This window comes from Klebsiella sp. P1927 (assembly GCF_018204675.1).
Classification (GTDB): Bacteria; Pseudomonadota; Gammaproteobacteria; order Enterobacterales; family Enterobacteriaceae; genus Klebsiella; species Klebsiella pneumoniae.
On sequence record NZ_CP073380.1, the window covers coordinates 21,088 to 44,861 of the forward strand.

Annotated in this window: 23 protein-coding genes and 9 pseudogenes; 9 read left to right on the forward strand and 23 right to left on the reverse strand. The window is 53.3% G+C overall.

Annotated features, from left to right (window positions below):
* Nucleotides 1-46: 46 nt before the first annotated feature.
* From KB892_RS30060 to KB892_RS30070, 3 genes are all read right to left on the reverse strand, one after another.
* On the reverse strand, nt 47-802 hold the full coding sequence (locus tag KB892_RS30060) for a 16S rRNA (guanine(1405)-N(7))-methyltransferase RmtB1 (RefSeq protein WP_012372818.1): 756 nt from the start codon (nt 800-802) through the stop codon (nt 47-49).
* A gap of 169 nt (nt 803-971) precedes the next feature.
* Nucleotides 972-1,832, reverse strand: coding sequence for a broad-spectrum class A beta-lactamase TEM-1 (locus tag KB892_RS30065; protein WP_000027057.1), 861 nt, complete (start codon nt 1,830-1,832; stop codon nt 972-974).
* 182 nt (nt 1,833-2,014) lie between these two features.
* Nucleotides 2,015-2,551, reverse strand: coding sequence for a recombinase family protein (locus KB892_RS30070; protein ID WP_064441864.1), 537 nt, complete (start codon nt 2,549-2,551; stop codon nt 2,015-2,017).
* Nucleotides 2,552-2,642: 91 nt separating this feature from the next.
* Between KB892_RS30070 and KB892_RS30075 the strand changes: the two genes are divergently transcribed.
* Both KB892_RS30075 and KB892_RS30080 read left to right on the forward strand, forming a co-directional pair.
* Complete coding sequence (locus tag KB892_RS30075) at nt 2,643-2,831, forward strand: hypothetical protein (protein WP_000957857.1); 189 nt, start codon at nt 2,643-2,645, stop codon at nt 2,829-2,831.
* 9 nt (nt 2,832-2,840) lie between these two features.
* A pseudogene (locus KB892_RS30080) lies at nt 2,841-3,458 on the forward strand (transposase zinc-binding domain-containing protein); the annotation flags it as partial.
* Between the two features lie 50 nt (nt 3,459-3,508).
* Here the strand turns inward: KB892_RS30080 and KB892_RS30085 are convergent.
* Both KB892_RS30085 and KB892_RS30090 read right to left on the reverse strand, forming a co-directional pair.
* Entirely contained in the window at nt 3,509-4,213 is a 705-nt protein-coding gene (locus KB892_RS30085) for an IS6-like element IS26 family transposase (RefSeq protein ID WP_001067855.1), read from the reverse strand.
* 455 nt (nt 4,214-4,668) lie between these two features.
* A pseudogene (locus tag KB892_RS30090) lies at nt 4,669-5,244 on the reverse strand (transposase); the annotation flags it as partial.
* Between the two features lie 65 nt (nt 5,245-5,309).
* Between KB892_RS30090 and KB892_RS30095 the strand changes: the two are divergent.
* The gene (locus KB892_RS30095; RefSeq protein ID WP_001067855.1) at nt 5,310-6,014 is read left to right on the forward strand and encodes an IS6-like element IS26 family transposase; all 705 of its coding nucleotides are present in this window, start codon (nt 5,310-5,312) and stop codon (nt 6,012-6,014) included.
* A gap of 52 nt (nt 6,015-6,066) precedes the next feature.
* Nucleotides 6,067-6,543, forward strand: a pseudogene (locus tag KB892_RS30100) (PAS domain-containing protein); the annotation flags it as partial.
* Between the two features lie 67 nt (nt 6,544-6,610).
* On the opposite strand, the pseudogene KB892_RS30105 reads toward KB892_RS30100, so the two are convergent.
* From KB892_RS30105 to KB892_RS30120, 4 genes and pseudogenes are all read right to left on the reverse strand, one after another.
* Nucleotides 6,611-7,708: pseudogene (locus KB892_RS30105) on the reverse strand (TonB-dependent receptor domain-containing protein); the annotation flags it as partial.
* 56 nt (nt 7,709-7,764) lie between these two features.
* Entirely contained in the window at nt 7,765-8,733 is a 969-nt protein-coding gene (locus tag KB892_RS30110; protein WP_013362812.1) for an IS5-like element IS903B family transposase, read from the reverse strand.
* A gap of 34 nt (nt 8,734-8,767) precedes the next feature.
* Nucleotides 8,768-9,643, reverse strand: coding sequence for an extended-spectrum class A beta-lactamase CTX-M-65 (locus tag KB892_RS30115; RefSeq protein WP_013188475.1), 876 nt, complete (start codon nt 9,641-9,643; stop codon nt 8,768-8,770).
* A gap of 249 nt (nt 9,644-9,892) precedes the next feature.
* Nucleotides 9,893-10,084: pseudogene (locus KB892_RS30120) on the reverse strand (IS1380 family transposase); the annotation flags it as partial.
* A gap of 69 nt (nt 10,085-10,153) precedes the next feature.
* Here KB892_RS30120 and KB892_RS30125 point away from each other — a divergent pair.
* Together KB892_RS30125 and KB892_RS30130 are read left to right on the forward strand one after the other, a co-directional pair.
* Complete coding sequence (locus KB892_RS30125; protein WP_001067855.1) at nt 10,154-10,858, forward strand: IS6-like element IS26 family transposase; 705 nt, start codon at nt 10,154-10,156, stop codon at nt 10,856-10,858.
* 59 nt (nt 10,859-10,917) lie between these two features.
* A pseudogene (locus KB892_RS30130) lies at nt 10,918-11,436 on the forward strand (Tn3 family transposase); the annotation flags it as partial.
* A gap of 62 nt (nt 11,437-11,498) precedes the next feature.
* On the opposite strand, the pseudogene KB892_RS30135 reads toward KB892_RS30130, so the two are convergent.
* From KB892_RS30135 to KB892_RS30200, 14 genes and pseudogenes are all read right to left on the reverse strand, one after another.
* Nucleotides 11,499-11,920 (reverse strand): annotated as a pseudogene (locus KB892_RS30135) (IS1 family transposase); the annotation flags it as partial.
* A gap of 248 nt (nt 11,921-12,168) precedes the next feature.
* Nucleotides 12,169-12,501: a type II toxin-antitoxin system toxin endoribonuclease PemK-mt gene (pemK-mt, locus tag KB892_RS30140; protein ID WP_000439434.1), complete on the reverse strand. Its 333-nt coding sequence runs from the start codon at nt 12,499-12,501 to the stop codon at nt 12,169-12,171.
* A gap of 1 nt (nt 12,502) precedes the next feature.
* Nucleotides 12,503-12,760, reverse strand: a complete 258-nt coding sequence (pemI, locus tag KB892_RS30145; protein ID WP_000557619.1) for a type II toxin-antitoxin system antitoxin PemI — start codon at nt 12,758-12,760, stop codon at nt 12,503-12,505.
* Nucleotides 12,761-12,852: 92 nt separating this feature from the next.
* Complete coding sequence (locus KB892_RS30150; RefSeq protein ID WP_000616807.1) at nt 12,853-13,506, reverse strand: CPBP family intramembrane glutamic endopeptidase; 654 nt, start codon at nt 13,504-13,506, stop codon at nt 12,853-12,855.
* 938 nt (nt 13,507-14,444) lie between these two features.
* Nucleotides 14,445-15,302: an incFII family plasmid replication initiator RepA gene (repA, locus tag KB892_RS30155; RefSeq protein ID WP_032495102.1), complete on the reverse strand. Its 858-nt coding sequence runs from the start codon at nt 15,300-15,302 to the stop codon at nt 14,445-14,447.
* Nucleotides 15,295-15,369: a RepA leader peptide Tap gene (gene tap / locus KB892_RS31600; RefSeq protein WP_001375168.1), complete on the reverse strand. Its 75-nt coding sequence runs from the start codon at nt 15,367-15,369 to the stop codon at nt 15,295-15,297. The genes repA and tap overlap by 8 nt, the downstream gene beginning before the upstream one ends.
* A 244-nt stretch (nt 15,370-15,613) precedes the next feature.
* On the reverse strand, nt 15,614-15,862 hold the full coding sequence (locus KB892_RS30165; protein WP_000083837.1) for a replication regulatory protein RepA: 249 nt from the start codon (nt 15,860-15,862) through the stop codon (nt 15,614-15,616).
* A 283-nt stretch (nt 15,863-16,145) separates the two neighbouring features.
* Nucleotides 16,146-16,295, reverse strand: coding sequence for a Hok/Gef family protein (locus KB892_RS30170; RefSeq protein ID WP_001312851.1), 150 nt, complete (start codon nt 16,293-16,295; stop codon nt 16,146-16,148).
* A gap of 304 nt (nt 16,296-16,599) precedes the next feature.
* On the reverse strand, nt 16,600-16,932 hold the full coding sequence (locus KB892_RS30175; protein WP_152916585.1) for a hypothetical protein: 333 nt from the start codon (nt 16,930-16,932) through the stop codon (nt 16,600-16,602).
* Nucleotides 16,933-16,993: 61 nt separating this feature from the next.
* Nucleotides 16,994-17,593, reverse strand: coding sequence for a PIN domain-containing protein (locus KB892_RS30180; protein WP_032083981.1), 600 nt, complete (start codon nt 17,591-17,593; stop codon nt 16,994-16,996).
* A gap of 385 nt (nt 17,594-17,978) precedes the next feature.
* Nucleotides 17,979-18,179, reverse strand: a complete 201-nt coding sequence (locus KB892_RS30185) for a hypothetical protein (protein ID WP_015059022.1) — start codon at nt 18,177-18,179, stop codon at nt 17,979-17,981.
* 131 nt (nt 18,180-18,310) lie between these two features.
* Nucleotides 18,311-18,871: a fertility inhibition protein FinO gene (locus KB892_RS30190; protein ID WP_000139328.1), complete on the reverse strand. Its 561-nt coding sequence runs from the start codon at nt 18,869-18,871 to the stop codon at nt 18,311-18,313.
* Between the two features lie 54 nt (nt 18,872-18,925).
* Complete coding sequence (traX, locus tag KB892_RS30195; protein WP_000205770.1) at nt 18,926-19,672, reverse strand: conjugal transfer pilus acetylase TraX; 747 nt, start codon at nt 19,670-19,672, stop codon at nt 18,926-18,928.
* 19 nt (nt 19,673-19,691) lie between these two features.
* Nucleotides 19,692-19,853 (reverse strand): annotated as a pseudogene (locus KB892_RS30200) (protein traI); the annotation flags it as partial.
* A gap of 63 nt (nt 19,854-19,916) precedes the next feature.
* Here KB892_RS30200 and KB892_RS30205 point away from each other — a divergent pair.
* The 3 genes and pseudogenes from KB892_RS30205 to KB892_RS30215 all read left to right on the forward strand — a co-directional run bounded on the left by KB892_RS30205 (nt 19,917) and on the right by KB892_RS30215 (nt 23,708).
* Nucleotides 19,917-20,621, forward strand: coding sequence for an IS6-like element IS26 family transposase (locus KB892_RS30205; protein ID WP_001067855.1), 705 nt, complete (start codon nt 19,917-19,919; stop codon nt 20,619-20,621).
* Nucleotides 20,622-20,673: 52 nt separating this feature from the next.
* Nucleotides 20,674-20,739, forward strand: a pseudogene (locus KB892_RS30210) (helix-turn-helix domain-containing protein); the annotation flags it as partial.
* A 2-nt stretch (nt 20,740-20,741) separates the two neighbouring features.
* On the forward strand, nt 20,742-23,708 hold the full coding sequence (locus KB892_RS30215) for a Tn3 family transposase (RefSeq protein WP_042863651.1): 2,967 nt from the start codon (nt 20,742-20,744) through the stop codon (nt 23,706-23,708).
* Nucleotides 23,709-23,774 lie beyond the last annotated feature (66 nt).

Sequence of the window (23,774 nt, forward strand, 5' to 3'; positions counted from 1 at the left end):
AATATTTTTCGTTCCTCTTTTTTAGATGATTTGCCTTCTGATTGGCTTATCCATTCTTTTTTATCAAGTATATAAGTTCTGTTCCGATGGTCTTTTTATCCTCAATCTCAAACTCGGCGGGCAAGCCGCCCTCGAACCATGCGGCGTAGTTCGCCTCCATGCCTTTTCCACGCCCGCCTAAACTACGCGTGGGAAAGCTGACAGCCATGCGCGGGGTATTGAGGGATTGTAAAAGTGCCATGGCAGAACCGGCCTGCTCCCGCTCCAGCAGGGGCAAAAGCTTAAAAATCAGCGCCAGGTCGCCGGCTTCGGCGGGCGGCGCACACAGCACATCCTGCAGGGCAAAGGTAAAATCCCAATCTTTTTCCCTAGCAAAGGGGGTGATGACATCCCCCAATCCCTGGTGGATATCACAGCCCCACACGGATGCAATGCCGCGCTCGTATAGCGCCAAGGGGTTAAGACCGCAGGCGATATCCAGCACGCGGCGGGGAGTTTCGGCTGAAAAGATAAAATCGTACAGGGTATCCAGCTCGGCCAGTCGCTCCTTGGTGGAGGCATGCAGCGACAATGCCTTTTTTACATCGCCCGCAGAAAGCGCGGCGGCAGCAGCCTTGAGCGATTCCGGGGTGACATATGCCCCGCAAATTCCATGCAGCCGGGTGCGTGCAGCCTCTACGGTCTGTTTGGGGGATTTATGCCGCCCCCATTCCTCAGTCAGGATGCGCCGCACGGTATCCGGGCAAAGGGCGCGGTATTTTTTTGAGGCCAGGATGGAGGTGAGGGCATCGTTGATGTTCATCGGTGTCTCCTAAATCGTTTTCGGGGTCTGACGCTCAGTGGAACGAAAACTCACGTTAAGGGATTTTGGTCATGAGATTATCAAAAAGGATCTTCACCTAGATCCTTTTAAATTAAAAATGAAGTTTTAAATCAATCTAAAGTATATATGAGTAAACTTGGTCTGACAGTTACCAATGCTTAATCAGTGAGGCACCTATCTCAGCGATCTGTCTATTTCGTTCATCCATAGTTGCCTGACTCCCCGTCGTGTAGATAACTACGATACGGGAGGGCTTACCATCTGGCCCCAGTGCTGCAATGATACCGCGAGACCCACGCTCACCGGCTCCAGATTTATCAGCAATAAACCAGCCAGCCGGAAGGGCCGAGCGCAGAAGTGGTCCTGCAACTTTATCCGCCTCCATCCAGTCTATTAATTGTTGCCGGGAAGCTAGAGTAAGTAGTTCGCCAGTTAATAGTTTGCGCAACGTTGTTGCCATTGCTGCAGGCATCGTGGTGTCACGCTCGTCGTTTGGTATGGCTTCATTCAGCTCCGGTTCCCAACGATCAAGGCGAGTTACATGATCCCCCATGTTGTGCAAAAAAGCGGTTAGCTCCTTCGGTCCTCCGATCGTTGTCAGAAGTAAGTTGGCAGCAGTGTTATCACTCATGGTTATGGCAGCACTGCATAATTCTCTTACTGTCATGCCATCCGTAAGATGCTTTTCTGTGACTGGTGAGTACTCAACCAAGTCATTCTGAGAATAGTGTATGCGGCGACCGAGTTGCTCTTGCCCGGCGTCAACACGGGATAATACCGCACCACATAGCAGAACTTTAAAAGTGCTCATCATTGGAAAACGTTCTTCGGGGCGAAAACTCTCAAGGATCTTACCGCTGTTGAGATCCAGTTCGATGTAACCCACTCGTGCACCCAACTGATCTTCAGCATCTTTTACTTTCACCAGCGTTTCTGGGTGAGCAAAAACAGGAAGGCAAAATGCCGCAAAAAAGGGAATAAGGGCGACACGAAAATGTTGAATACTCATACTCTTCCTTTTTCAATATTATTGAAGCATTTACCAGGGTTATTGTCTCATGAGCGGATACATATTTGAATGTATTTAGAAAAATAAACAAATAGGGGTTCCGCGCACATTTCCCCGAAAAGTGCCACCTGACGTCTAAGAAACCATTATTATCATGACATTAACCTATAAAAATAGGCGTATCACGAGGCCCTTTCGTCTTCAAGAATTTTATAAACCGTGGAGCGGGCAATACTGAGCTGATGAGCAATTTCCGTTGCACCAGTGCCCTTCTGATGAAGCGTCAGCACGACGTTCCTGTCCACGGTACGCCTGCGGCCAAATTTGATTCCTTTCAGCTTTGCTTCCTGTCGGCCCTCATTCGTGCGTTCTAGGATCCTCCGGCGTTCAGCCTGTGCCACAGCCGACAGGATGGTGACCACCATTTGCCCCATATCACCGTCGGTACTGATCCCGTCATCAATGAACCGGACTGCCACGCCCTGAGCGTCAAATTCCTTTATCAGTTGGATCATATCGGCAGTGTCGCGGCCAAGACGGTCGAGCTTCTTAACCAGAATGACATCACCTTCCTCCACCTTCATCCTCAGCAAATCCAGCCCTTCCCGGTCTGTTGAACTGCCGGATGCCTTATCGGTAAATATACGGTTTGCTTTCACACCTGCGTCTTTGAGTGCTCTGACCTGAAGATGAACCACGGCAGCCTGGCGGCTGCAAATTGAAAACCGCCCCGGTTCGTCCTGTTGTTGCCGCACGCCCCGCAGAATATGTATGCTCTGAGGACCTGTTTTATTAAGGACTCATCCCCTTATGTTGACCCGCAAAAGTATCGATACAGTTCTGCTCTCTGTTGGTGCTGAGAAGCTCTCACAACGAGAATGGGACTGGATGAAAATGCTCAAACCCATGGACCCACCACCTGCGATGGTGACGACCTCCATCCTGAAGCGCCGTGGCGATACAGCAGCCCTTACCCTGCTACAGGATACCGGGGTTTAATCCATCCTCATGTTGTCCGGTTTTACTCCCCGCCCTCTGAAACGTCTGTTCACAGCCAACCAGTGCTGGACGTCCTTCCTGGATGCGGGCGGTCTGCGCGATATCGAGGTTGAAGCCGTCACCAAAATGCTGGCCTGCGGCACACGGATACTGGGTGTAAAAGAGTTCGGGTGTGATAACCCGGACTGTCAGCACGTAAAGTACCTGACCAACTCATGCGGCAGCCGTGCCTGCCCGTCCTGCGGAAAGAAGGCCACAGACCTGTGGACAGCAACACAGCTGAATCGTCTTCCTGACTGCGACTGGGTACATCTGGTCTTCACCCTGCCGGACACGCTGTGGCCGGTGTTCGAAAGCAACCGCTGGCTGCTGAATGACGTGTGCCGTCTGGCGGTGGAGAATCTGCTGTATGCCGCCCGAAAACGGGGGCTGGAACCCGGTATCTTCTGCGCCATCCACACGTATGGCCGTCGTCTCAACTGGCATCCGCATGTACATGTGTCTGTAACCTGTGGAGGTCTGAATAAGCATGGTCAGTGGAAAAAGCTGAGCTTCCTGAAAGACGCGATGCGTTCACGGTGGATGTGGAATATGCGGCAGCTGCTTCTGAAAGCGTGGTCAGAGGGGCACTGTTGCAAAGTTAGCGATGAGGCAGCCTTTTGTCTTATTCAAAGGCCTTACATTTCAAAAACTCTGCTTACCAGGCGCATTTCGCCCAGGGGATCACCATAATAAAATGCTGAGGCCTGGCCTTTGCGTAGTGCACGCATCACCTCAATACCTTTGATGGTGGCGTAAGCCGTCTTCATGGATTTAAATCCCAGCGTGGCGCCGATTATCCGTTTCAGTTTGCCATGATCGCATTCAATCACGTTGTTCCGGTACTTAATCTGTCGGTGTTCAACGTCAGACGGGCACCGGCCTTCGCGTTTGAGCAGAGCAAGCGCGCGACCATAGGCGGGCGCTTTATCCGTGTTGATGAATCGCGGGATCTGCCACTTCTTCACGTTGTTGAGGATTTTACCCAGAAACCGGTATGCAGCTTTGCTGTTACGACGGGAGGAGAGATAAAAATCGACAGTGCGGCCCCGGCTGTCGACGGCCCGGTACAGATACGCCCAGCGGCCATTGACCTTCACGTAGGTTTCATCCATGTGCCACGGGCAAAGATCGGAAGGGTTACGCCAGTACCAGCGCAGCCGTTTTTCCATTTCAGGCGCATAACGCTGAACCCAGCGGTAAATCGTGGAGTGATCGACATTCACTCCGCGTTCAGCCAGCATCTCCTGCAGCTCACGGTAACTGATGCCGTATTTGCAGTACCAGCGTACGGCCCACAGAATGATGTCACGCTGAAAATGCCGGCCTTTGAATGGGTTCATGTGCAGCTCCATCAGCAAAAGGGGATGATAAGTTTATCACCACCGACTATTTGCAACAGTGCCAACGGGCATATCGGCCTCCCTGCCTGACGGGCATTTAGTAACATTTTTCCAACCGTACGAAATGTTATAAATTATCGGACATCGTAAAACTGTTACATTAATATGTCTATTAAATCGTAAATTTGTAATAATAGACATGAGTTGTCCGATATTCGATTTAAGGTACATTTTTATGCGACTTTTTGGTTACGCTCGGGTCTCAACCAGTCAGCAGTCTCTTGACGTATAGGAAATTGAAAAACCAGTCGATACCATTGTCCACGCCTTATGCCACGTGAGCCTTTCTGCTTTTCCCACCACTCCGGTGGTTTCCCTCTCTGTATGGTCGATTTTTATACCGTAACAGGCTGTTTTTTATACTTTCACCGATTCCCGGGCACACTTAGCCTGTGTCAGGCCGGCATATACCTCAGTAGACTGATATCCCGCGCGTTTTTCTTCAGCCCTGATACATTCAGCCCCGCAATGGCCCGGCGGTATACCATCCGGCAGCCACACAGCACGCATTCGAACGGGTCACGACTCAGGAACTGTTTCACCATTTGTGCATAGCACACTTTCGCCACTGGTTCCGGTTTATCCATCCCCAGTGCACGGTACACCTGCGGCAGCTTCTCTCCACACACACGGTTGGCAAGGAACCCGAAGTACCTCACCATCTTAAAAAACTTCTCCGGGATGTGCTGTTTCAGCCTCGCGACCAGCTCACGCTGTGTCAGCGTTTCCGTCGCCGTTTCTCCCGTTTTGTGGTCCAGGTAACGGAAGCTCAGGCTTGCCCCTCCGTTGTAATGAGCCAGTCGGGAAGCCGCTATTGGTGGCTTCTTCAGATAACGACCCAGGTAGCGTGCCGTATTCCGCCCTCCGGCTGTCTTCTTCGACATGTACACATGCCAGTATTTTCCGCCGGATTTCAGCACCAGGCTTCTCCACTGTGATTCCGTCGTGATATGTGACAACGACTCCGGCATTGGGCACTGTTGCAAATAGTCGGTGGTGATAAACTTATCATCCCCTTTTGCTGATGGAGCTGCACATGAACCCATTCAAAGGCCGGCATTTTCAGCGTGACATCATTCTGTGGGCCGTACGCTGGTACTGCAAATACGGCATCAGTTACCGTGAGCTGCAGGAGATGCTGGCTGAACGCGGAGTGAATGTCGATCACTCCACGATTTACCGCTGGGTTCAGCGTTATGCGCCTGAAATGGAAAAACGGCTGCGCTGGTACTGGCGTAACCCTTCCGATCTTTGCCCGTGGCACATGGATGAAACCTACGTGAAGGTCAATGGCCGCTGGGCGTATCTGTACCGGGCCGTCGACAGCCGGGGCCGCACTGTCGATTTTTATCTCTCCTCCCGTCGTAACAGCAAAGCTGCATACCGGTTTCTGGGTAAAATCCTCAACAACGTGAAGAAGTGGCAGATCCCGCGATTCATCAACACGGATAAAGCGCCCGCCTATGGTCGCGCGCTTGCTCTGCTCAAACGCGAAGGCCGGTGCCCGTCTGACGTTGAACACCGACAGATTAAGTACCGGAACAACGTGATTGAATGCGATCATGGCAAACTGAAACGGATAATCGGCGCCACGCTGGGATTTAAATCCATGAAGACGGCTTACGCCACCATCAAAGGTATTGAGGTGATGCGTGCACTACGCAAAGGCCAGGCCTCAGCATTTTATTATGGTGATCCCCTGGGCGAAATGCGCCTGGTAAGCAGAGTTTTTGAAATGTAAGGCCTTTGAATAAGACAAAAGGCTGCCTCATCGCTAACTTTGCAACAGTGCCCTTTCGACTACCTCCCCTCAAAGCCATATCACGTACGTTAATCCTGACTTCATTAAAATCAGTGGTTTCACTGAGGAAGAACTATTAGGCCAGCCTCACAACATCGTAAGACACCCAGATATGCCGCCTGCTGCATTTGAGCATATGTGGAGTACATTAAAATCTGGCCGCTCATGGATGGGGCTAGTAAAAAATCGCTGTAAAAATGGCGACCACTATTGGGTAAGTGCTTATGTAACGCCAATAGCTAAGAATGGTTCGATTGTTGAATACCAGTCTGTAAGGACCAAGCCTGAACCTGAGCAGGTTTTGGCTGCGGAAAAATTATATGCTCAATTGAGAAGCGGGAAGGCCGCGAGGCCGAAATTGGCTGCTAGCTTTTCCGTGAAAATACTCTTGCTCATATGGGGTAGTATTATATCAAGCGCAATGGCTGCCGGCATGCTTACTGATACATCAATAAGCAGCTTATTGTTACCAGGAATCAACGCCTTTACCCGCTGCCGGAGCCTCACCTCAATAGCACTCTCCGGCAGCCGTATTGTTACAGCGAATCAAACTGATAGCTGACCGATAGCCCAACGCCATAGTTACGGCCCGGCGCCGGTTCATAATAGCGTCCGTTGCTCTCGTTGACGATAACAGAGCCGACGTAGCGCTTATCAAACAGGTTATCAACGCGCGTATAGAGGTCGACGGTCCAGTTATCTAGCACATATTTATAGCCGGTATTCAGTGCCGTCACCGTATAGGCTGGAGCCTGCTCGCTATTGGCATCGTTGACCTGAATATCGCTCATATAGCGGACTTCAGCGCCAGCGTACCATCCCTCTTCCGGCACCCAGCCAAAGGAGGCATAGGCGCTATTACGTGCAATCCCCGGGATCCGATTGCCGCTCTGAATAGCATCGCCGGCGTTTTCACGGTAGGTCGCATCCAGCAGCGTCCACGCCAGTTTGGCGCGCCAGGCGGGCGCAAATTGCTGATCCCATCCCAGTTCGACCCCGCGGCGGCGCGTCTTGCCCGCGTTCTGATAGGACGTACGGCCATTGTCGCTGGCGGCAACGACAATTTCATTTTTCGTGTCCGTATTGAAGACGCTCAGGCTCGCCATCCCGGTGCCCACCTGCCATTTACTGCCTGCTTCAACGGTGGTGTTAGTGGCCGGTTGCAGAGCAAAGTTAAGCCCGGACTGACCATCGGGACGATAGGACAGCTCGTTAATGGTCGGCGTTTCAAATCCCCTCCCGGCAGAGAGGTAAACGTTCCACTGCGGCGTCATGGCATACTTCAGCGCTGCCGCCGGAAGCCACTTGTGATAGCTCGCTTCGCCGCTATCATCACCATTTTTACCTACAACATAACGATCGTTGGAATCAAACCATACCGAGCTATAGCGCGCCCCGGCGTCCAGCCCCAGGGCTGAGGTGAGCTGCCAGTGCGTTTGAATGTAGGGATCGAGGTTCCACATCAGGTTACGTTCGTTACGTCGCATATCACCTTTGGTGCCGAGATCGTAAACGCCGTTCTGATAAACAAAGTTCTCATAGCCTTTGCGCTGTTCGGTCATCGCCTCGTAATCAAGGCCGGTGGTGATGGCGTAAGGGATAAAACCGCTGTCATCGTGGTGTGTCCAGCGCGTGGCTTTGTTGAATAAATCAGATTTCGGGTAAGTCTCCCCCGTAGCGGGTTGTGTTTTCAGGCAATACGCACGCTTTCAGGCATACCTGCTTTCGTCATTTTGTTCAGCGCTCGTACCAGGGCCATAGCCTCCGCAACCTGACCATCGTAGTCACGCAGCGTCAGTGAACCCCCGAACAGCTGTTTTACCCGGTACATCGCCGTTTCCGCTATCGAGCGACGGTTGTAATCTGTTGTCCATTTCCACCGCGCATTACTCCCGGTCATTCGCTGATTAGCCACTGCACGGTTACGGTCTGCATATTCACCGGGCCAGTAACCCGCACCTTTTCGGGGCGGGATAAGCGCGCTGATTTTCTTACGCCGCAGTTCATCGTGACAGAGCCGGGTATCGTAAGCTCCATCGGCGGCGGCTGACCTGATTTTCCGGTGGGTTTGCCGGATTAACCCGGGGAAGGCCTCTGAGTCCGTAACGTTGTTCAGCGACAGGTCAGCGCAGATGATTTCATGTGTTTTACTGTCAACTGCCAGATGCAGCTTACGCCATATACGACGGCGTTCCTGGCCATGCTTTTTGACTTTCCACTCGCCTTCACCGAAGACCTTCAGCCCGGTGGAATCAATTACCAGGTGTGCGATTTCACCCCGGGTGGGCGTTTTGAAACTGATATTAACCGACTTTGCCCGCCTGCTGACACAGCTGTAATCCGGGCAGCGTAGCGGAACGTTCATCAGAGAAAAAATGGAATCAATAAAGCCCTGCGCAGCGCGCAGGGTCAGCCTGAATACGCGTTTAATGACCAGCACAGTCGTGATGGCAAGGTCAGAATAGCGCTGAGGTCTGCCTCGTGAAGAAGGTGTTGCTGACTCATACCAGGCCTGAATAGCTTCATCATCCAGCCAGAAAGTTATGGAGCCACGGTTGATGAGGGCTTTATTGTAGGTGGGCCAGTTGGTGATTTTGAACTTTTGCTTTGCCACGGAACGGTCTGCGTTGTCGGGAAGATACGTGATCTGATCCTTCAACTCAGCAAAAGTTCGATTTATTCAACAAAACCAGTTACAGCCCTTCGGCGATGATTCTCGCCGCTGAAGCCAGCACATCGCGGCGGCGCTCTGCGTTCTGTTGCGGCTGGGTAAAATAGGTCACCAGAACCAGCGGCGCACGACCCTGCGGCCAGATCACCGCAATATCATTGGTGGTGCCGTAGTCGCCGCTGCCGGTCTTATCACCCACAGTCCACGACGTCGGTAAGCCGGCCCGAATGCTGGCTGCGCCGGTCGTATTGCCTTTGAGCCACGTCACCAACTGCGCCCGCTGGGTTTCGCCCAGCGCATGACCCAGCGTAAGCTGACGCAACGTCTGCGCCATCGCCCGCGGCGTGGTGGTGTCTCTCGGGTCGCCGGGAATGGCGGTATTCAGCGTAGGTTCAGTGCGATCCAGACGAAACGTCTCATCGCCGATCGCGCGGGCAAAAGCCGTCACGCCTCCCGGGCCACCGAGCTGGGCAATCAATTTGTTCATGGCGGTATTGTCGCTGTACTGCAACGCGGCCGCGCTCAGTTCTGCCAGCGTCATTGTGCCGTTGACGTGTTTTTCGGCAATCGGATTGTAGTTAACCAGATCGGCAGGCTTGATCTCGACAGGCTGATTAAGCAGCTGCTTTTGCGTTTCACTCTGCTTAAGCACCGCCGCGACCGCCATAACTTTACTGGTACTGCACATTGGAAAGCGTTCATCACCGCGATAAAGCACCTGCGTATTATCTGCGGTATCGATGAGCGCGACGCCCAGCCGCCCTCCGCTGCTTTTCTCCAGCGCCGCCAGCTTTTGCTGCACCGCACTCGTCTGCGCATAAAGCGGCGCGCTGCCCAGCAGCAGCGGAATGCACGCCGCCGCCGCGAACATCATCCGTTGCACTCTCTTTGTCACCATCTCAAACTCCCAATACGGTCAATCCGTGTTACATCAGTATTCCCTAAATTCCACGTGTGTTTTTTATTAGCTTCAAAAATCACTATTTCACGAAGAATTTAGACTGCTTCTCACACATTGTAACATTATTTACAACCACCTTTCAATCATTTTTGATAAATCATTGATTTCATCTTTGCTGCAATGATACTTAATAAACTCTGCAAGTTATCCACAGAGCAACACTCAATTTTATTGATGATATTCTTATTATACCAGACATTTTTCATACACTCCCTTGTACGGATAGTTTTCCGACAACTTCATGATTACATATCTTGCGGTTTTGATTATTTTTGCTGCAAGAAATACATACTTCAAACGAAAGGTCTTTATTTGCTGTCTGTATTCTGAAGAGTCCAAGGAATCAAACTTGAACAACAAAAATAGGTTATATGAAATCCGAATGGCACTGTTGCAAATAGTCGGTGGTGATAAACTTATCATCCCCTTTTGCTGATGGAGCTGCACATGAACCCATTCAAAGGCCGGCATTTTCAGCGTGACATCATTCTGTGGGCCGTACGCTGGTACTGCAAATACGGCATCAGTTACCGTGAGCTGCAGGAGATGCTGGCTGAACGCGGAGTGAATGTCGATCACTCCACGATTTACCGCTGGGTTCAGCGTTATGCGCCTGAAATGGAAAAACGGCTGCGCTGGTACTGGCGTAACCCTTCCGATCTTTGCCCGTGGCACATGGATGAAACCTACGTGAAGGTCAATGGCCGCTGGGCGTATCTGTACCGGGCCGTCGACAGCCGGGGCCGCACTGTCGATTTTTATCTCTCCTCCCGTCGTAACAGCAAAGCTGCATACCGGTTTCTGGGTAAAATCCTCAACAACGTGAAGAAGTGGCAGATCCCGCGATTCATCAACACGGATAAAGCGCCCGCCTATGGTCGCGCGCTTGCTCTGCTCAAACGCGAAGGCCGGTGCCCGTCTGACGTTGAACACCGACAGATTAAGTACCGGAACAACGTGATTGAATGCGATCATGGCAAACTGAAACGGATAATCGGCGCCACGCTGGGATTTAAATCCATGAAGACGGCTTACGCCACCATCAAAGGTATTGAGGTGATGCGTGCACTACGCAAAGGCCAGGCCTCAGCATTTTATTATGGTGATCCCCTGGGCGAAATGCGCCTGGTAAGCAGAGTTTTTGAAATGTAAGGCCTTTGAATAAGACAAAAGGCTGCCTCATCGCTAACTTTGCAACAGTGCCAAAAATAGTCCTTCAGTGGGACGAAATGATCCGGACCGCTGGCTCCCTGAAGCTGGGCAAAGTACAGGCTTCAGTGCTGGTCCGTTCATTGCTGAAAAGTGAACGTCCTTCCGGACTGACTCAGGCAATCATTGAAGTGGGGCGCATCAACAAAACGCTGTATCTGCTTAATTATATTGATGATGAAGATTACCGCCGGCGCATTCTGACCCAGCTTAATCGGGGAGAAAGTCGCCATGCCGTTGCCAGAGCCATCTGTCACGGTCAAAAAGGTGAGATAAGAAAACGATATACCGACGGTCAGGAAGATCAACTGGGCGCACTGGGGCTGGTCACTAACGCCGTCGTGTTATGGAACACTATTTATATGCAGGCAGCCCTGGATCATCTCCGGGCGCAGGGTGAAACACTGAATGATGAAGATATCGCACGCCTCTCCCCGCTTTGCCACGGACATATCAATATGCTCGGCCATTATTCCTTCACGCTGGCAGAACTGGTGACCAAAGGACATCTGAGACCATTAAAAGAGGCGTCAGAGGCAGAAAACGTTGCTTAACGTGAGTTTTCGTTCCACTGAGCGTCAGACCCCAATACGTGCGCAACAACCGTCTTCCGGAGCCTGTCATACGCGTAAAACAGCCAGCGCTGGCGCGATTTAGCCCCGACGTATCCCCACTGTTCGTCCATTTCCGCGCAGACGATGACGTCACTGCCCGGCTGTATGCGCGAGGTTACCGACTGCGGCCTGAGTTTTTTAAATGGCGGAAAATCGTGTTGAGGCCAACGCCCATAATGCGGGCGGTTGCCCGGCATCCAACGCCATTCATGGCCATATCAATGATTTTCTGGTGCGTACCGGGTTGAGAAGCGGTGTAAGTGAACTGCAGTTGCCATGTTTTACGGCAGTGAGAGCAGAGATAGCGCTGATGTCCGGCGGTGCTTTTGCCGTTACGCACCACCCCGTCAGTAGCTGAACAGGAGGGACAGCTGATAGAAACAGAAGCCACTGGAGCACCTCAAAAACACCATCATACACTAAATCAGTAAGTTGGCAGCATCACCGGAACTTCAAAACTGCGCAAAACACGCAAATACGCACAAGAAAGTAGGGCTGCGCTTGGAATTCGGAAAATAAACCACATCAAAACTACTTTTTAGCCAAATAACGTTTGGGAATCACCAGAATGGTGGGACAACAGCGGTTTTAGTGCCCTAAATCGTACGTTTTCATCCAGTTGCCCCTCAAACCCCATGTTCAAGTCAGAATAGTGGACAGGCGGCCAAGAACTTCGTTCATGATAGTCTCCGGAACCCGTTCGAGTCGTTTTCCGCCCCGTGCTTTCATATCAATTGTCCGGGGTTGATCGCAACGTACAACACCTGTGGTACGTATGCCAACACCATCCAACGACACCGCAAAGCCGGCAGTGCGGGCAAAATTGCCTCCGCTGGTTACGGGCACAACAACAGGCAGGCGGGTCACGCGATTAAAGGCCGCCGGTGTGACAATCAGCACCGGCCGCGTTCCCTGCTGCTCATGACCTGCGGTAGGATCAAGCGAGACAAGCCAGATTTCCCCTCTTTCCATGTCAGATTTCCTCCTGACCAGTCGCCGGTGCATCCAGCCATTCTCGTTCTTCAGCTGATATTTCAGCATTCGGATCACACTGTGCCAGTAGCTCAGCCAGTGAATATTGCGGGCGTCTGTACGGCTCAACAATCAGCCGGCCATTATCAATGACCATGCCAACTTCATTATCTGTGCCCAGAGACAGCGCATTCAGCAGTGCCGGTGGGACGGTCAGCATAACTGAGCCGCCAACCCTCTTCAGTCGGGTGGTATGCATTCTTCACCTCCATAAAAGTTATATTTAAATATAACATCCACTAAAAAAACACACCAGGCTTTAACGCACAATGTTTAATAAAAATATAACTTTCAACCAAACAGTAAACCCAGCGTGGTTGCTTCCATATGCAGCAATACCGGCAGCAGCAGGCCACCACTTCTGATCCTGGCCACTGATGTAATCAACCCCACCAGGAACAGTTCTGCCAGTGTCAGCAGGTTCTGATACTGGCTGTGCGCGGCGACGAACAACAACGACGTTATCAGCGCCCCCAGCCACATCGTCCAGCAGTACCGTGAACGGAAGACGTTCAGCATAATCCCCCGGAACAGCGTTTCCTCATTCAACGGGGCAAGGATAAAGATGGTCAGCAACGTCAGGATCACGTCAGGTATGGACTTATCGGCAAAAAGTTTCGTCATAAATGGCTCAGCAGGCAGAGCCAGCGCCTTACCGAGCAGAAATACACCGACATACACCACGGCCATCGCACCGACCAGCCACGGTACGCCAACGTTGCGCAGCTGACCAACGACCGGTAGCGGAGCTATCCAACGGCGGTATACCAGGAAAACACACAGCAGGTACATCAGAACAGTACCATGACTGAAGAACAAATAGTTTTTTCCTGATCCATAAAGCAGAACGGCCTGCTCCATGACAAATCTGGCTCCCCAACTAATGCCCCATGCAGCCAGCATAACCAGCATAAACTGCAGATATTGATTACGTGTTTGAATCATTGCATCGCCTGTAAATTTTTAACTTGTCCTATTTTTGTCATTACCACGTATATACACATGTATAACAATTCAGATATCGTTACCAGGATATGCCGCATCAGCGGCATGGAAGGCGGCACTCTGTTGTTTCATATGATACAGGAGTAAAACCGCCGAAGCCCGGCGTAAGCCGGTACTGATTGATAGATTTCACCTTACCCATCCCCAGCCCTGCCAGACCATACCCGCTTTCAGCCATGAGAGAGCTTCTGTGCGCGGTCGGAGTGGTCCCGACGAGGGTTTACCCGAAGTCGGGGCGTATCTCCGCGTTAGCGGGCCGTGAGGGCCGCTTACGAGCGTGTACTGAGAACTTCCAGCGAGAAGACTGACAGCGATGAAGATGTAGTTACAACATTCATAATTAAAAGCGACTCTGTTCCGGCCCTTTGGGCCGGGGCGGGGCCGCTTTTCAGTTATGAGGGAGGGGCTTTGTGGTTTCGGTTCTGCGCTGGACCGGGGTTTTTCTGGAGGTTGTTTTTGTGTGTTGTAACTAAAGTGGCTCCGGTCGGGGCCCGCCGCTTGCGGTGGGAGGTGCATATCTGTCTGTCCACAGGACAGGCAGTGAATAGGTTTTCTTTTTAAATGAATGTAATTAAGTAGTTTAAAGGAGATATAAACAGGTGTTTAAAAGATACATTGCACCCTGTAAGACTGGCGGCTGGCGCTTTATGACATGAACGGTTGTAACCTTATGGGGAAGTCCCTTGCAGTTAAATGTGGATAAGCAAAATTCCCCGTCGCTGAGGCGCATTTTGTATTAAAAACAGGGGGAACCGGATGCTCCAGAAGGTGGATAGTGAGGTTGTTTTTTGTATGTGGTGCTGATTTTTTGTTCGCTGGCAGGCTTCAGGCGTGCGAATGCCTCCGGTTCGGGCCGGATTATTCAGAAGAGGTCACTTTCAGGGGGAAGCTGTGGCCAGCCGGCTGTAATTGCGGTTACGTGACAGAATCATGCGCTCCTTCACACGACGCTCCACTTCACGTTTTACCGCCTCACGACTGGCAGTGAAGCGCCCTTCCGCGATTTCGCGCGTCAGCTGCCGTTTCACCAGGGTGATAATATCCTGACGTTCCCTGTCCGCATCACGACGCGCACGGGCACGCTTTATTCCCCGGGACTTAAGCTCTGTCTGGTAACTGCGGAAACGCTCACGAACAAAACGCCAGGCTTTCGCTATCAGTTCATCCATGCCCAGGGTATCCAGCCCCTGCTTTTTGCGTTGTCTGTTTTCCCATTCCACACGGCTGCGGCGTGCGGAAGCCACCGCCACCTCAGACACATCGAGAGCGGCAAACAGCGCCGGTGTGAACGTGATATCGGTCGGAATGTTGCAACCAATAAGCGGGTCATATTCCGTCTGGTAGGTAATCAGACCCAGCTCAGCCAGGGACGTCAGGGCACGGGTGGCACGGGTGATGGAGAGTACTCCGGCATCAGACTCCGTCGCCAGTCCACACTCAATGGCCAGCGTGGTGATGGAGCACTGGACACGGTTGGCCAGCGGATCATAGTGAAAACAGAGCCCCTGCAGCAGCGCATCAATAGCCCGACGACGCAGTACCGGTGGCATGCGCCGACGCAGACCACGCGAACGGGCATGTGCCACATGAATGGCGAAATCAAAACGGGAGGTGAAGCCTACCGCCTTTTCCATCAGTTTTTCGCAAAACTTCAGCGTTCCGGCACCTTCACGGGGTGTAAACACCGGATTCGGGTTCTTTACCTGGCGGTAATAAGTTTGTTGAAGATCAGTCACACCATCCTGCACTTATGTTGCACAGAAGGAGTGAGCACAGAAAGAAGTCTTGAACTTTTCCGGGCATATAACTATACTCCCCGCATAGAGCAACAGCTTCTATGCAGTTTCTTGTTAGCCCCGGTAATCTTTCTGACTCGCCAAAGTTAAAGAAGATTATCGGGGTTTTCGCTTTTCTGGCTCCTGTACATCCACATCAGAACCAGTTCCCTGCCACCTTATGGCGTGGCCAGCCACAAAATTCCTTAAACGATCAGCAATCTATCACGCACACCACAAACAGGCAAGAATGTGATGTCGCTACATTTTAGTTAGCTGAAAGCACTCTTCTGCTTTATCAGTTCAGCAATCATCTCAGCCTGAGTAACACCTTCAGCGTCACACATCTCCTGTAATTGCGCTTTTAACGCAGCAGGAATGAACACTCTGAGTTCTTTATGTGTGGCACGTTTTCTTGCCAGAGATGCCTGCTGACGTTCTGCAAGCGTCAGAGGATTACCTTTTCGGTATGCTCGCTTTGTACCTGATGAGGAAGTCACTGCATTTTCTGTCTGCGACATCTCGCCTCCTCAATTCTCAAACAGGGATCGTTTCGCAGAGGATACTACAGTTTTTTGAAATCAGCGACTTGAAAGTTGTGATGATGATCTGTGTTGGCGCACAAATCATGTCTGATTACGACCGTTTAATGTGATTTTGATGATGAAATGACTGAAAAACAGGAAATGCCTTAACCTGGATGCCGGCCCCGGGCGGGACCGGCTGTTTCTGGCATGTCGGGTGTCTGCCCCTGAAATACCTCACACTTCCGGAAAGCGGGGACTTCCGTCCCCGCCCGGCAGCTTACTTCCGTGCTTCGTAGGCCAGAGTTACCTGCACCACTGTATTTCCCCTGTGAATATTCAGTTCACATAACCGTTCCCTGAATATCAGTGAAAAACACAATACCGTGGCACACACGGCGAGCAACCCGATAAGGGCATATTTCGTCATAAACTTTGACCTCTCTGCAAAGAAGAGGCTACAATCAGTAGTGCTAAGTACTTCATGCAGACCTCACGAGTTAATGGATTAACGAGTGGGGTCTTCGCATTTCTGGTACCTGCGTCTTGCCTGAACCAGAAAGGCTCAGACACCCGCCGCGATAATACCACATTCCTGTCTGGTTACGACGACCTCCATGCCCCTGCTTTTTATTGCAGAAACGCCGGGAGCGGGGAAAACTTGCTTTTTCCCGTTTCCGGGGTTGGACAACTGAGCAACGCGAAGGCGTCAGTGTCCGGAGTTCTGCCACATATCAGTAACTCCCGTACCACCACTCATCGTCGCTTTTTTCCAGAATAATGGTGATACTCCTGACGTCGTCCGGCAGTATTTCCCGGCAGAATCTGGCCGGAAGCGTAAACGTGCCCGAAGACAGCCTTACCCCTTCTTCATAGGAGTCCGTCAGTTTCAGCCTGATTTTCCGGATTTCTGAATCAAGTTCAGCAATAATAAATTCCTGCTTCCCCCGAACGGCAACCGTCACATAACACCCGGCAGAGCCTGAGTCTGTTCGTCTTATCGATAACCGGGTCTTGCTTGCATATCTGTACGGCGCTTTCTGTCTTGTCATGGAAATAAATGCCATTATTGATTTTCGACCTTTCTGTTTTTATAAATAAAATAAATATCATTTTATTCTGGCAGTCTTACCAGATGATTTTATTCCCCTGAATTTTCATTACCCCGCGACGGACCAGTTCATCCCGGATACCTCTGGTCAGGACATCACGCCATTCACCGCGCATCTGTGATTTTAAATAATTATTAAATGTCTTTTCTGTTACCGGCATATTACGAACCTCCCGCGCTGCCTGTTGAATTTTGTTTGCCCACCGGATAACGATATCCATGTCGGGTGCAGCCATCTTTACTGATGACGCCTTATCCGGGGAGACGCGACGGCAGCGAATCCCGCGCGCCTGCAGTGTCCGGACAATACCGTCATATCCCTTGTCAGCGGAAACAATATGGTATTCCTTCTCCGGCCCGTAGTGGCATACACACTGCCCCAGCTCCAGCACCAGATGAAAATCAACATTGTTCCGGGAGACTTCACTGACATGCCGGAGTGTGATTTTTACTGCTTCAGGGAAAGCGTTTACTGGCAGTGCCACATTATTCTGTTTCGCACCCGCGAATATAATTAACTCCGTATATATATTTAAGGAAATTTCTGTCAGGTTACTGCAGTTCTCGTAATCGATAAAGGCAATCACCTGTTGCTTCTCTGATTTTCCGGTCGCCATTTTCTCTTCCTGATTAACAGACTTCACAACCAGATAAAAGAGTCATAAATAACACTTAACATCGCCTGATATTAACAGCCGGGCAACGTGATGTTATTATTTTGCTCTCCTTACTGAATGCATTTGTCCCTGACAGGACAACACTGACCGTCACATGACGGTCTTTTTTATCCATCTGACAGTTTATGGTCACAAAAAACATTCTGACAGATATTAACCACGTAATGACTGTGTATTATCTTTCTTCCCGCAACCTCCCGGCATTAACCGGTGGTAGCTTCACAGGGTTGATGTACAGAGCATTCATTCAATGTCAGTAATACGCTATGAATGATTTTTGGCCTCCTTTGCTCAGGGGAAGTCTTTTTTTTGCCGTTTTTTTTCATTATCTCCGTCGCTGACAGCGTTCGGCTCTCTGCCGTGCAAACTGCTGCCAGTCTGTACGGGGAGCAACACGGGCAGCCAGGAGCCACGCTTCAGCGGCCTCCTTCCGGAATCCCCTGACCTCCAGGCTGACGGCACGGCTTCCGGCACGCTGCCAGCGCCAGACCTGACCGTTCCGTGAACTGTTTCTGAATCCATTCATCTTTATCACTCCTCTTTAACCCGTCAGTATTATGGTGTTAAATAATCTACTGAATTGGCTTCCTTTCGGGTACGGAAGTTATTTCCTTTTAAGCCTTATTTCCCTGCCTCCTCTCTGATGGAGGCTTTTTTTTATTTCTCATCAAGCACGGCCTGAAGTTCTGCCTTTATCCGGTTCTGGCGGCGGATTTTATCCAGACGCGCTGCCGCATACGCTTCCTCCTCCTGAGAAATATGCTCCGTCACATACCCTTCCGTGTCATACCGGCAGGCACCGGCTTTCATGGCACACAGATAGCTTTCTGAACGGGTGATGGCCTTCAGCGCCCTGCGCAGTTTTTTATGCGAGAGCGGGATATTCCGCTGCGCCACGTCTTCCAGTAACACGTCCCGGATACCGCAGGCCAGAAGCCGGGGCGTGTCACCGTCAAACAATCCCGGCCACCAGGGTTTCAGGGTATTCACGGCCTCATCCAGCGTGGGCAGATTCAGATAAATGGACAGTGCCTGTCTGGCCTGCGCTTTTTTTGCCGCCAGCTCTGCTTCCCGGGCTGCTTTCTCGGCCAGCTTCTGCTTTTTCACCTTCCACTTTGGTGGCGTGGTGACATTGATGATGGTTTTCCGCCTGCGGACAGGCGTCTCCCCTTCCGTTTTCCGCTTCAGTGTCAGTACCGGTCGCTTCTGCTCTGTCATGCTGTGTTCTGCCTCTGACGAATCATCCTCTTGCGGTCAAAGATACCACACCCGTCACAGCGCCAGAACGCCCAGCACAGCCAGATGACAGGCGTAGAATACCGGGAAAAAATCCCCGGGCCAGAAACGGGGTAATGATTTTCCTGCACACGACACCAGACCAACGGTCAGCACCGTCATCACAAGACCGGCCACCGCCGCTGCATCACTGGTGGCAAGGTTAAGCGCCGGAATAACAGCCAGCAGGCAGGCGACCAGCGCCAGACGTTCCGCTCTGTCTTCCGCCCGGTACAGCCGGTGGCTGACTGCCAGCATCAGCAGCCCGGCAATGCCGTAACTGGTGCCGGACAAAGGCCCCCACAGCGCCATCAGAAGAATGGCCGCTGCTGTACGCCACCCACTGCGCGTTTCACACCACGTCAGCACCTGTGCCGCCACTGCAAAGGCAAACAGGATATTCCCCTCATACCAGGGAAAGCCTGCCAGATAATATGCGAACTGGGCAATAATCCCCCATCCCCACAGCCGGTTAATGGCCGGTTGCCGGATATGCGCATGACGGGACAGATTCAGCCCCCACACCAGGGCAAACAGCGGAAAGGCTCCACGCCCGGCCAGAAACATCCATTCCTGCTTCAGCTGGAATATCAGATTGATGTGGTCCAGTACCATCAGCACCAGTGCCACCGTTTTGATGATATCCCGCTGTCCGGGTGACCAGACCAGCAACGACTGCAACCAGGTATCGGTCCGGGCAGCCAGTGAATCGTTACGTGTCGTGTTCGTGTTATCCGTTGTCATCAGCGTTTGCCTTCCTGTATCAGTCTCCGCCCAGGGTTTTCTCTTTCTGCAGGTCACGGACCATATCCCGCTCCATCTGCTGCAGACGCTCCTGCAGCAGATTTTCCCGGGCAACCTCCCGGACCGCTTCCCGCTCCCGTTGTGGTTCACGCAGCACACTCTCCGGCAGCGCAGTTTCCCGGGCACTGTTGCAAATAGTCGGTGGTGATAAACTTATCATCCCCTTTTGCTGATGGAGCTGCACATGAACCCATTCAAAGGCCGGCATTTTCAGCGTGACATCATTCTGTGGGCCGTACGCTGGTACTGCAAATACGGCATCAGTTACCGTGAGCTGCAGGAGATGCTGGCTGAACGCGGAGTGAATGTCGATCACTCCACGATTTACCGCTGGGTTCAGCGTTATGCGCCTGAAATGGAAAAACGGCTGCGCTGGTACTGGCGTAACCCTTCCGATCTTTGCCCGTGGCACATGGATGAAACCTACGTGAAGGTCAATGGCCGCTGGGCGTATCTGTACCGGGCCGTCGACAGCCGGGGCCGCACTGTCGATTTTTATCTCTCCTCCCGTCGTAACAGCAAAGCTGCATACCGGTTTCTGGGTAAAATCCTCAACAACGTGAAGAAGTGGCAGATCCCGCGATTCATCAACACGGATAAAGCGCCCGCCTATGGTCGCGCGCTTGCTCTGCTCAAACGCGAAGGCCGGTGCCCGTCTGACGTTGAACACCGACAGATTAAGTACCGGAACAACGTGATTGAATGCGATCATGGCAAACTGAAACGGATAATCGGCGCCACGCTGGGATTTAAATCCATGAAGACGGCTTACGCCACCATCAAAGGTATTGAGGTGATGCGTGCACTACGCAAAGGCCAGGCCTCAGCATTTTATTATGGTGATCCCCTGGGCGAAATGCGCCTGGTAAGCAGAGTTTTTGAAATGTAAGGCCTTTGAATAAGACAAAAGGCTGCCTCATCGCTAACTTTGCAACAGTGCCAAGCTGGCTCGTGAATTCGGAATCAGTCGCGAAACCCTGTATCAATACTTGAGAACGGATCAGTAAATATGCCACGTCGTTCAATCCTGTCCGCCGCCGAGCGCGAAAGCCTGCTGGCGTTGCCGGACACCAAGGATGAGTTGATCCGTCACTACACGTTCAGCGAAACCGACCTCTCCATCATCCGGCAGCGGCGCGGCCCGGCCAACCGGCTGGGCTTCGCCGTGCAGCTCTGTTACCTGCGCTTTCCTGGTGTCATCCTGGGCGTCGATGAGCCGCCGTTTCCGCCCTTGTTGAAACTGGTCGCCGACCAGCTCAAGGTCAGCGTCGAAAGCTGGGACGAATACGGGCAGCGGGAGCAGACCCGGCGCGAGCACCTGGTCGAACTGCAAACGGTGTTCGGCTTCCAGCCCTTTACCATGGGCCACTACCGGCAGGCCGTCCAGTTGCTGACCGAGATGGCCTTGCAGACCGACAAGGGCATCGTGCTGGCCAGCACCTTGATCGAGCACCTGCGGCAGCAGTCGGTCATTCTGCCTGCCCTCAACGCCGTCGAGCGGGCGAGCGCCGAAGCAATCACCCGCGCCAACCGGCGCATCTACGATGCCTTGGCCGAACCGCTGTCGGACGCGCATCGCCGCCGCCTCGACGATCTGCTCAAGCGTCGGGACAACGGCAAAACGACCTGGCTGGCCTGGCTGCGCCAATCGCCCGTCAAACCGAATTCGCGGCACATGCTGGAACACATCGAACGCCTCAAAGCGTGGCAGGCGCTCGACCTGCCTTCTGGCATCGAGCGGTCGGTGCACCAGAACCGCCTGCTCAAGATCGCCCGTGAGGGTGGCCAGATGACGCCCGCCGACCTGGCCAAGTTCGAGGCGCAGCGACGCTATGCCACCCTGGTGGCGCTTGCCATCGAGGGCATGGCCACCGTCACCGACGAAATCATCGACCTGCACGACCGCATCCTGGGCAAGCTGTTCAACGCCGCCAAGAACAAGCATCAGCAGCAATTCCAGGCGTCCGGCAAGGCGATCAACGCCAAGGTGCGGCTGTTCGGCCGCATCGGCCAGGCGCTGATCGAGGCCAAGCAGGCGGGCCGCGATCCGTTCGCCGCCATCGAGGCCGTCATGTCCTGGGATGCCTTCGCCGAGAGCGTCACCGAAGCGCAGAAGCTTGCGCAGCCCGAGGACTTCGATTTCCTGCACCGCATCGGCGAAAGCTACGCCACGCTGCGCCGCTACGCGCCGGAATTCCTTGCCGTGCTCAAGCTGCGGGCCGCTCCCGCCGCGAAGGACGTGCTCGACGCCATCGAGGTGCTGCGCGGCATGAACAGCGACAACGCCCGCAAGGTGCCCGCCGACGCGCCGACCGAGTTCATCAAGCCGCGCTGGCAGAAGCTGGTCATGACCGACACCGGCATCGACCGGCGCTACTACGAACTGTGCGCGCTGTCGGAGATGAAGAACGCGTTGCGTTCCGGCGACATCTGGGTGCAGGGGTCGCGCCAGTTCAAGGACTTCGAGGACTACCTGGTGCCGCCCGCGAAATTCGCCAGCCTCAAGCAGGCCAGCGAATTGCCGCTGGCCGTGGCCACCGACTGCAACCGGTACCTGAACGACCGGCTGACGCTGCTGGAAACACAGCTTGCCACCGTCAACCGTATGGCGACGGCCAACGAGCTGCCGGACGCCATCATCACCGAGTCAGGCTTGAAGATCACGCCGCTCGACGCGGCGGTACCCGACACCGCCCAAGCGCTGATCGACCAGACGGCAATGATCCTGCCGCACGTCAAGATCACCGAACTGCTGCTGGAGGTGGACGAATGGACGGGCTTCACTCGGCATTTCGCGCATCTGAAATCGGGCGACCCGGCCAAAGACAAGAACCTGTTGCTGACCACGATCCTCGCCGACGCGATCAACCTGGGCCTGACCAAGATGGCGGAGTCTTGCCCCGGCACGACCTACGCCAAGCTGGCTTGGCTGCAAGCCTGGCACATCCGCGACGAAACCTACGGGGCGGCGCTGGCCGATCTGGTCAACGCACAGTTCCGCCATCCCTTCGCCGAGCACTGGGGCGACGGCACCACCTCATCGTCGGACGGCCAGAACTTCCGCACCGGCAGCAAGGCCGAGAGCACCGGCCACATCAACCCGAAATACGGGAGCAGCCCAGGGCGGACGTTCTACACCCACATTTCTGACCAGTACGCGCCATTTCACACCAAGGTCGTGAACGTCGGCGTGCGCGATTCGACCTACGTGCTCGACGGCCTGCTGTACCACGAGTCCGACTTGCGGATCGAGGAGCATTACACCGACACGGCGGGCTTCACCGATCACGTCTTCGCCCTGATGCACCTCCTGGGCTTCCGCTTCGCGCCGCGCATCCGCGACCTGGGCGACACCAAGCTCTACATCCCGAAGGGCGACGCCGCCTATGACGCGCTGAAACCCATGATCGGCGGCACGCTCAACATCAAGCACGTCCGCGCCCATTGGGACGAAATCCTGCGGCTGGCCACCTCGATCAAGCAGGGCACGGTGACGGCCTCCCTGATGCTCCGAAAGCTCGGCAGCTACCCACGCCAGAACGGCCTGGCCGTGGCGCTCCGCGAGCTGGGCCGCATCGAGCGCACGCTGTTCATCCTGGACTGGCTGCAAAGCGTGGAACTGCGCCGCCGCGTGCATGCCGGCCTGAACAAGGGCGAGGCGCGCAATGCGCTGGCCAGGGCAGTGTTTTTCAACCGCCTGGGTGAAATCCGCGACCGCAGTTTCGAGCAGCAGCGCTACCGGGCTAGCGGCCTCAATCTGGTAACGGCTGCCGTCGTGTTGTGGAACACGGTCTATCTGGAACGGGCTGCGCACGCGCTGCGTGGCAACGGCCATGCCATTGATGACGCGCTGTTGCAGTACCTGTCGCCGCTCGGTTGGGAGCACATCAACCTCACCGGCGATTACCTCTGGCGCAGCAGCGCCAAGATCGGCGCGGGCAAGTTCAGGCCGCTACGACCGCTGCAACCGGCTTAGCGTGCTTTATTTAATGAGATGGTCACTCCCTCCTTCCCAGTACTATGCTGAGGACAGGCTTTCATT

Excerpts from the sequence above, each read along its gene's own strand:
- KB892_RS30180 (WP_032083981.1), bottom strand. The coding sequence starts at position 17,593 with ATGGCGACCGGAAAATCAGAGAAGCAACAGGTGATTGCCTTTATCGAT.
- KB892_RS30095 (WP_001067855.1), top strand. The coding sequence starts at position 5,310 with ATGAACCCATTCAAAGGCCGGCATTTTCAGCGTGACATCATTCTGTGG.
- KB892_RS30075 (WP_000957857.1), top strand. The coding sequence starts at position 2,643 with ATGTTGACCCGCAAAAGTATCGATACAGTTCTGCTCTCTGTTGGTGCT.
- KB892_RS30115 (WP_013188475.1), bottom strand. The coding sequence starts at position 9,643 with ATGGTGACAAAGAGAGTGCAACGGATGATGTTCGCGGCGGCGGCGTGC.
- KB892_RS30170 (WP_001312851.1), bottom strand. The coding sequence starts at position 16,295 with ATGACGAAATATGCCCTTATCGGGTTGCTCGCCGTGTGTGCCACGGTA.
- pemK-mt (WP_000439434.1), bottom strand. The coding sequence starts at position 12,501 with ATGGAAAGAGGGGAAATCTGGCTTGTCTCGCTTGATCCTACCGCAGGT.
- KB892_RS30190 (WP_000139328.1), bottom strand. The coding sequence starts at position 18,871 with ATGACAGAGCAGAAGCGACCGGTACTGACACTGAAGCGGAAAACGGAA.
- KB892_RS30125 (WP_001067855.1), top strand. The coding sequence starts at position 10,154 with ATGAACCCATTCAAAGGCCGGCATTTTCAGCGTGACATCATTCTGTGG.
- KB892_RS30150 (WP_000616807.1), bottom strand. The coding sequence starts at position 13,506 with ATGATTCAAACACGTAATCAATATCTGCAGTTTATGCTGGTTATGCTG.
- KB892_RS30060 (WP_012372818.1), bottom strand. The coding sequence starts at position 802 with ATGAACATCAACGATGCCCTCACCTCCATCCTGGCCTCAAAAAAATAC.
- KB892_RS30165 (WP_000083837.1), bottom strand. The coding sequence starts at position 15,862 with ATGTCGCAGACAGAAAATGCAGTGACTTCCTCATCAGGTACAAAGCGA.
- KB892_RS30215 (WP_042863651.1), top strand. The coding sequence starts at position 20,742 with ATGCCACGTCGTTCAATCCTGTCCGCCGCCGAGCGCGAAAGCCTGCTG.
- KB892_RS30085 (WP_001067855.1), bottom strand. The coding sequence starts at position 4,213 with ATGAACCCATTCAAAGGCCGGCATTTTCAGCGTGACATCATTCTGTGG.
- pemI (WP_000557619.1), bottom strand. The coding sequence starts at position 12,760 with ATGCATACCACCCGACTGAAGAGGGTTGGCGGCTCAGTTATGCTGACC.
- KB892_RS30185 (WP_015059022.1), bottom strand. The coding sequence starts at position 18,179 with ATGAATGGATTCAGAAACAGTTCACGGAACGGTCAGGTCTGGCGCTGG.
- KB892_RS30065 (WP_000027057.1), bottom strand. The coding sequence starts at position 1,832 with ATGAGTATTCAACATTTTCGTGTCGCCCTTATTCCCTTTTTTGCGGCA.
- KB892_RS30175 (WP_152916585.1), bottom strand. The coding sequence starts at position 16,932 with ATGGCATTTATTTCCATGACAAGACAGAAAGCGCCGTACAGATATGCA.
- KB892_RS30205 (WP_001067855.1), top strand. The coding sequence starts at position 19,917 with ATGAACCCATTCAAAGGCCGGCATTTTCAGCGTGACATCATTCTGTGG.
- traX (WP_000205770.1), bottom strand. The coding sequence starts at position 19,672 with ATGACAACGGATAACACGAACACGACACGTAACGATTCACTGGCTGCC.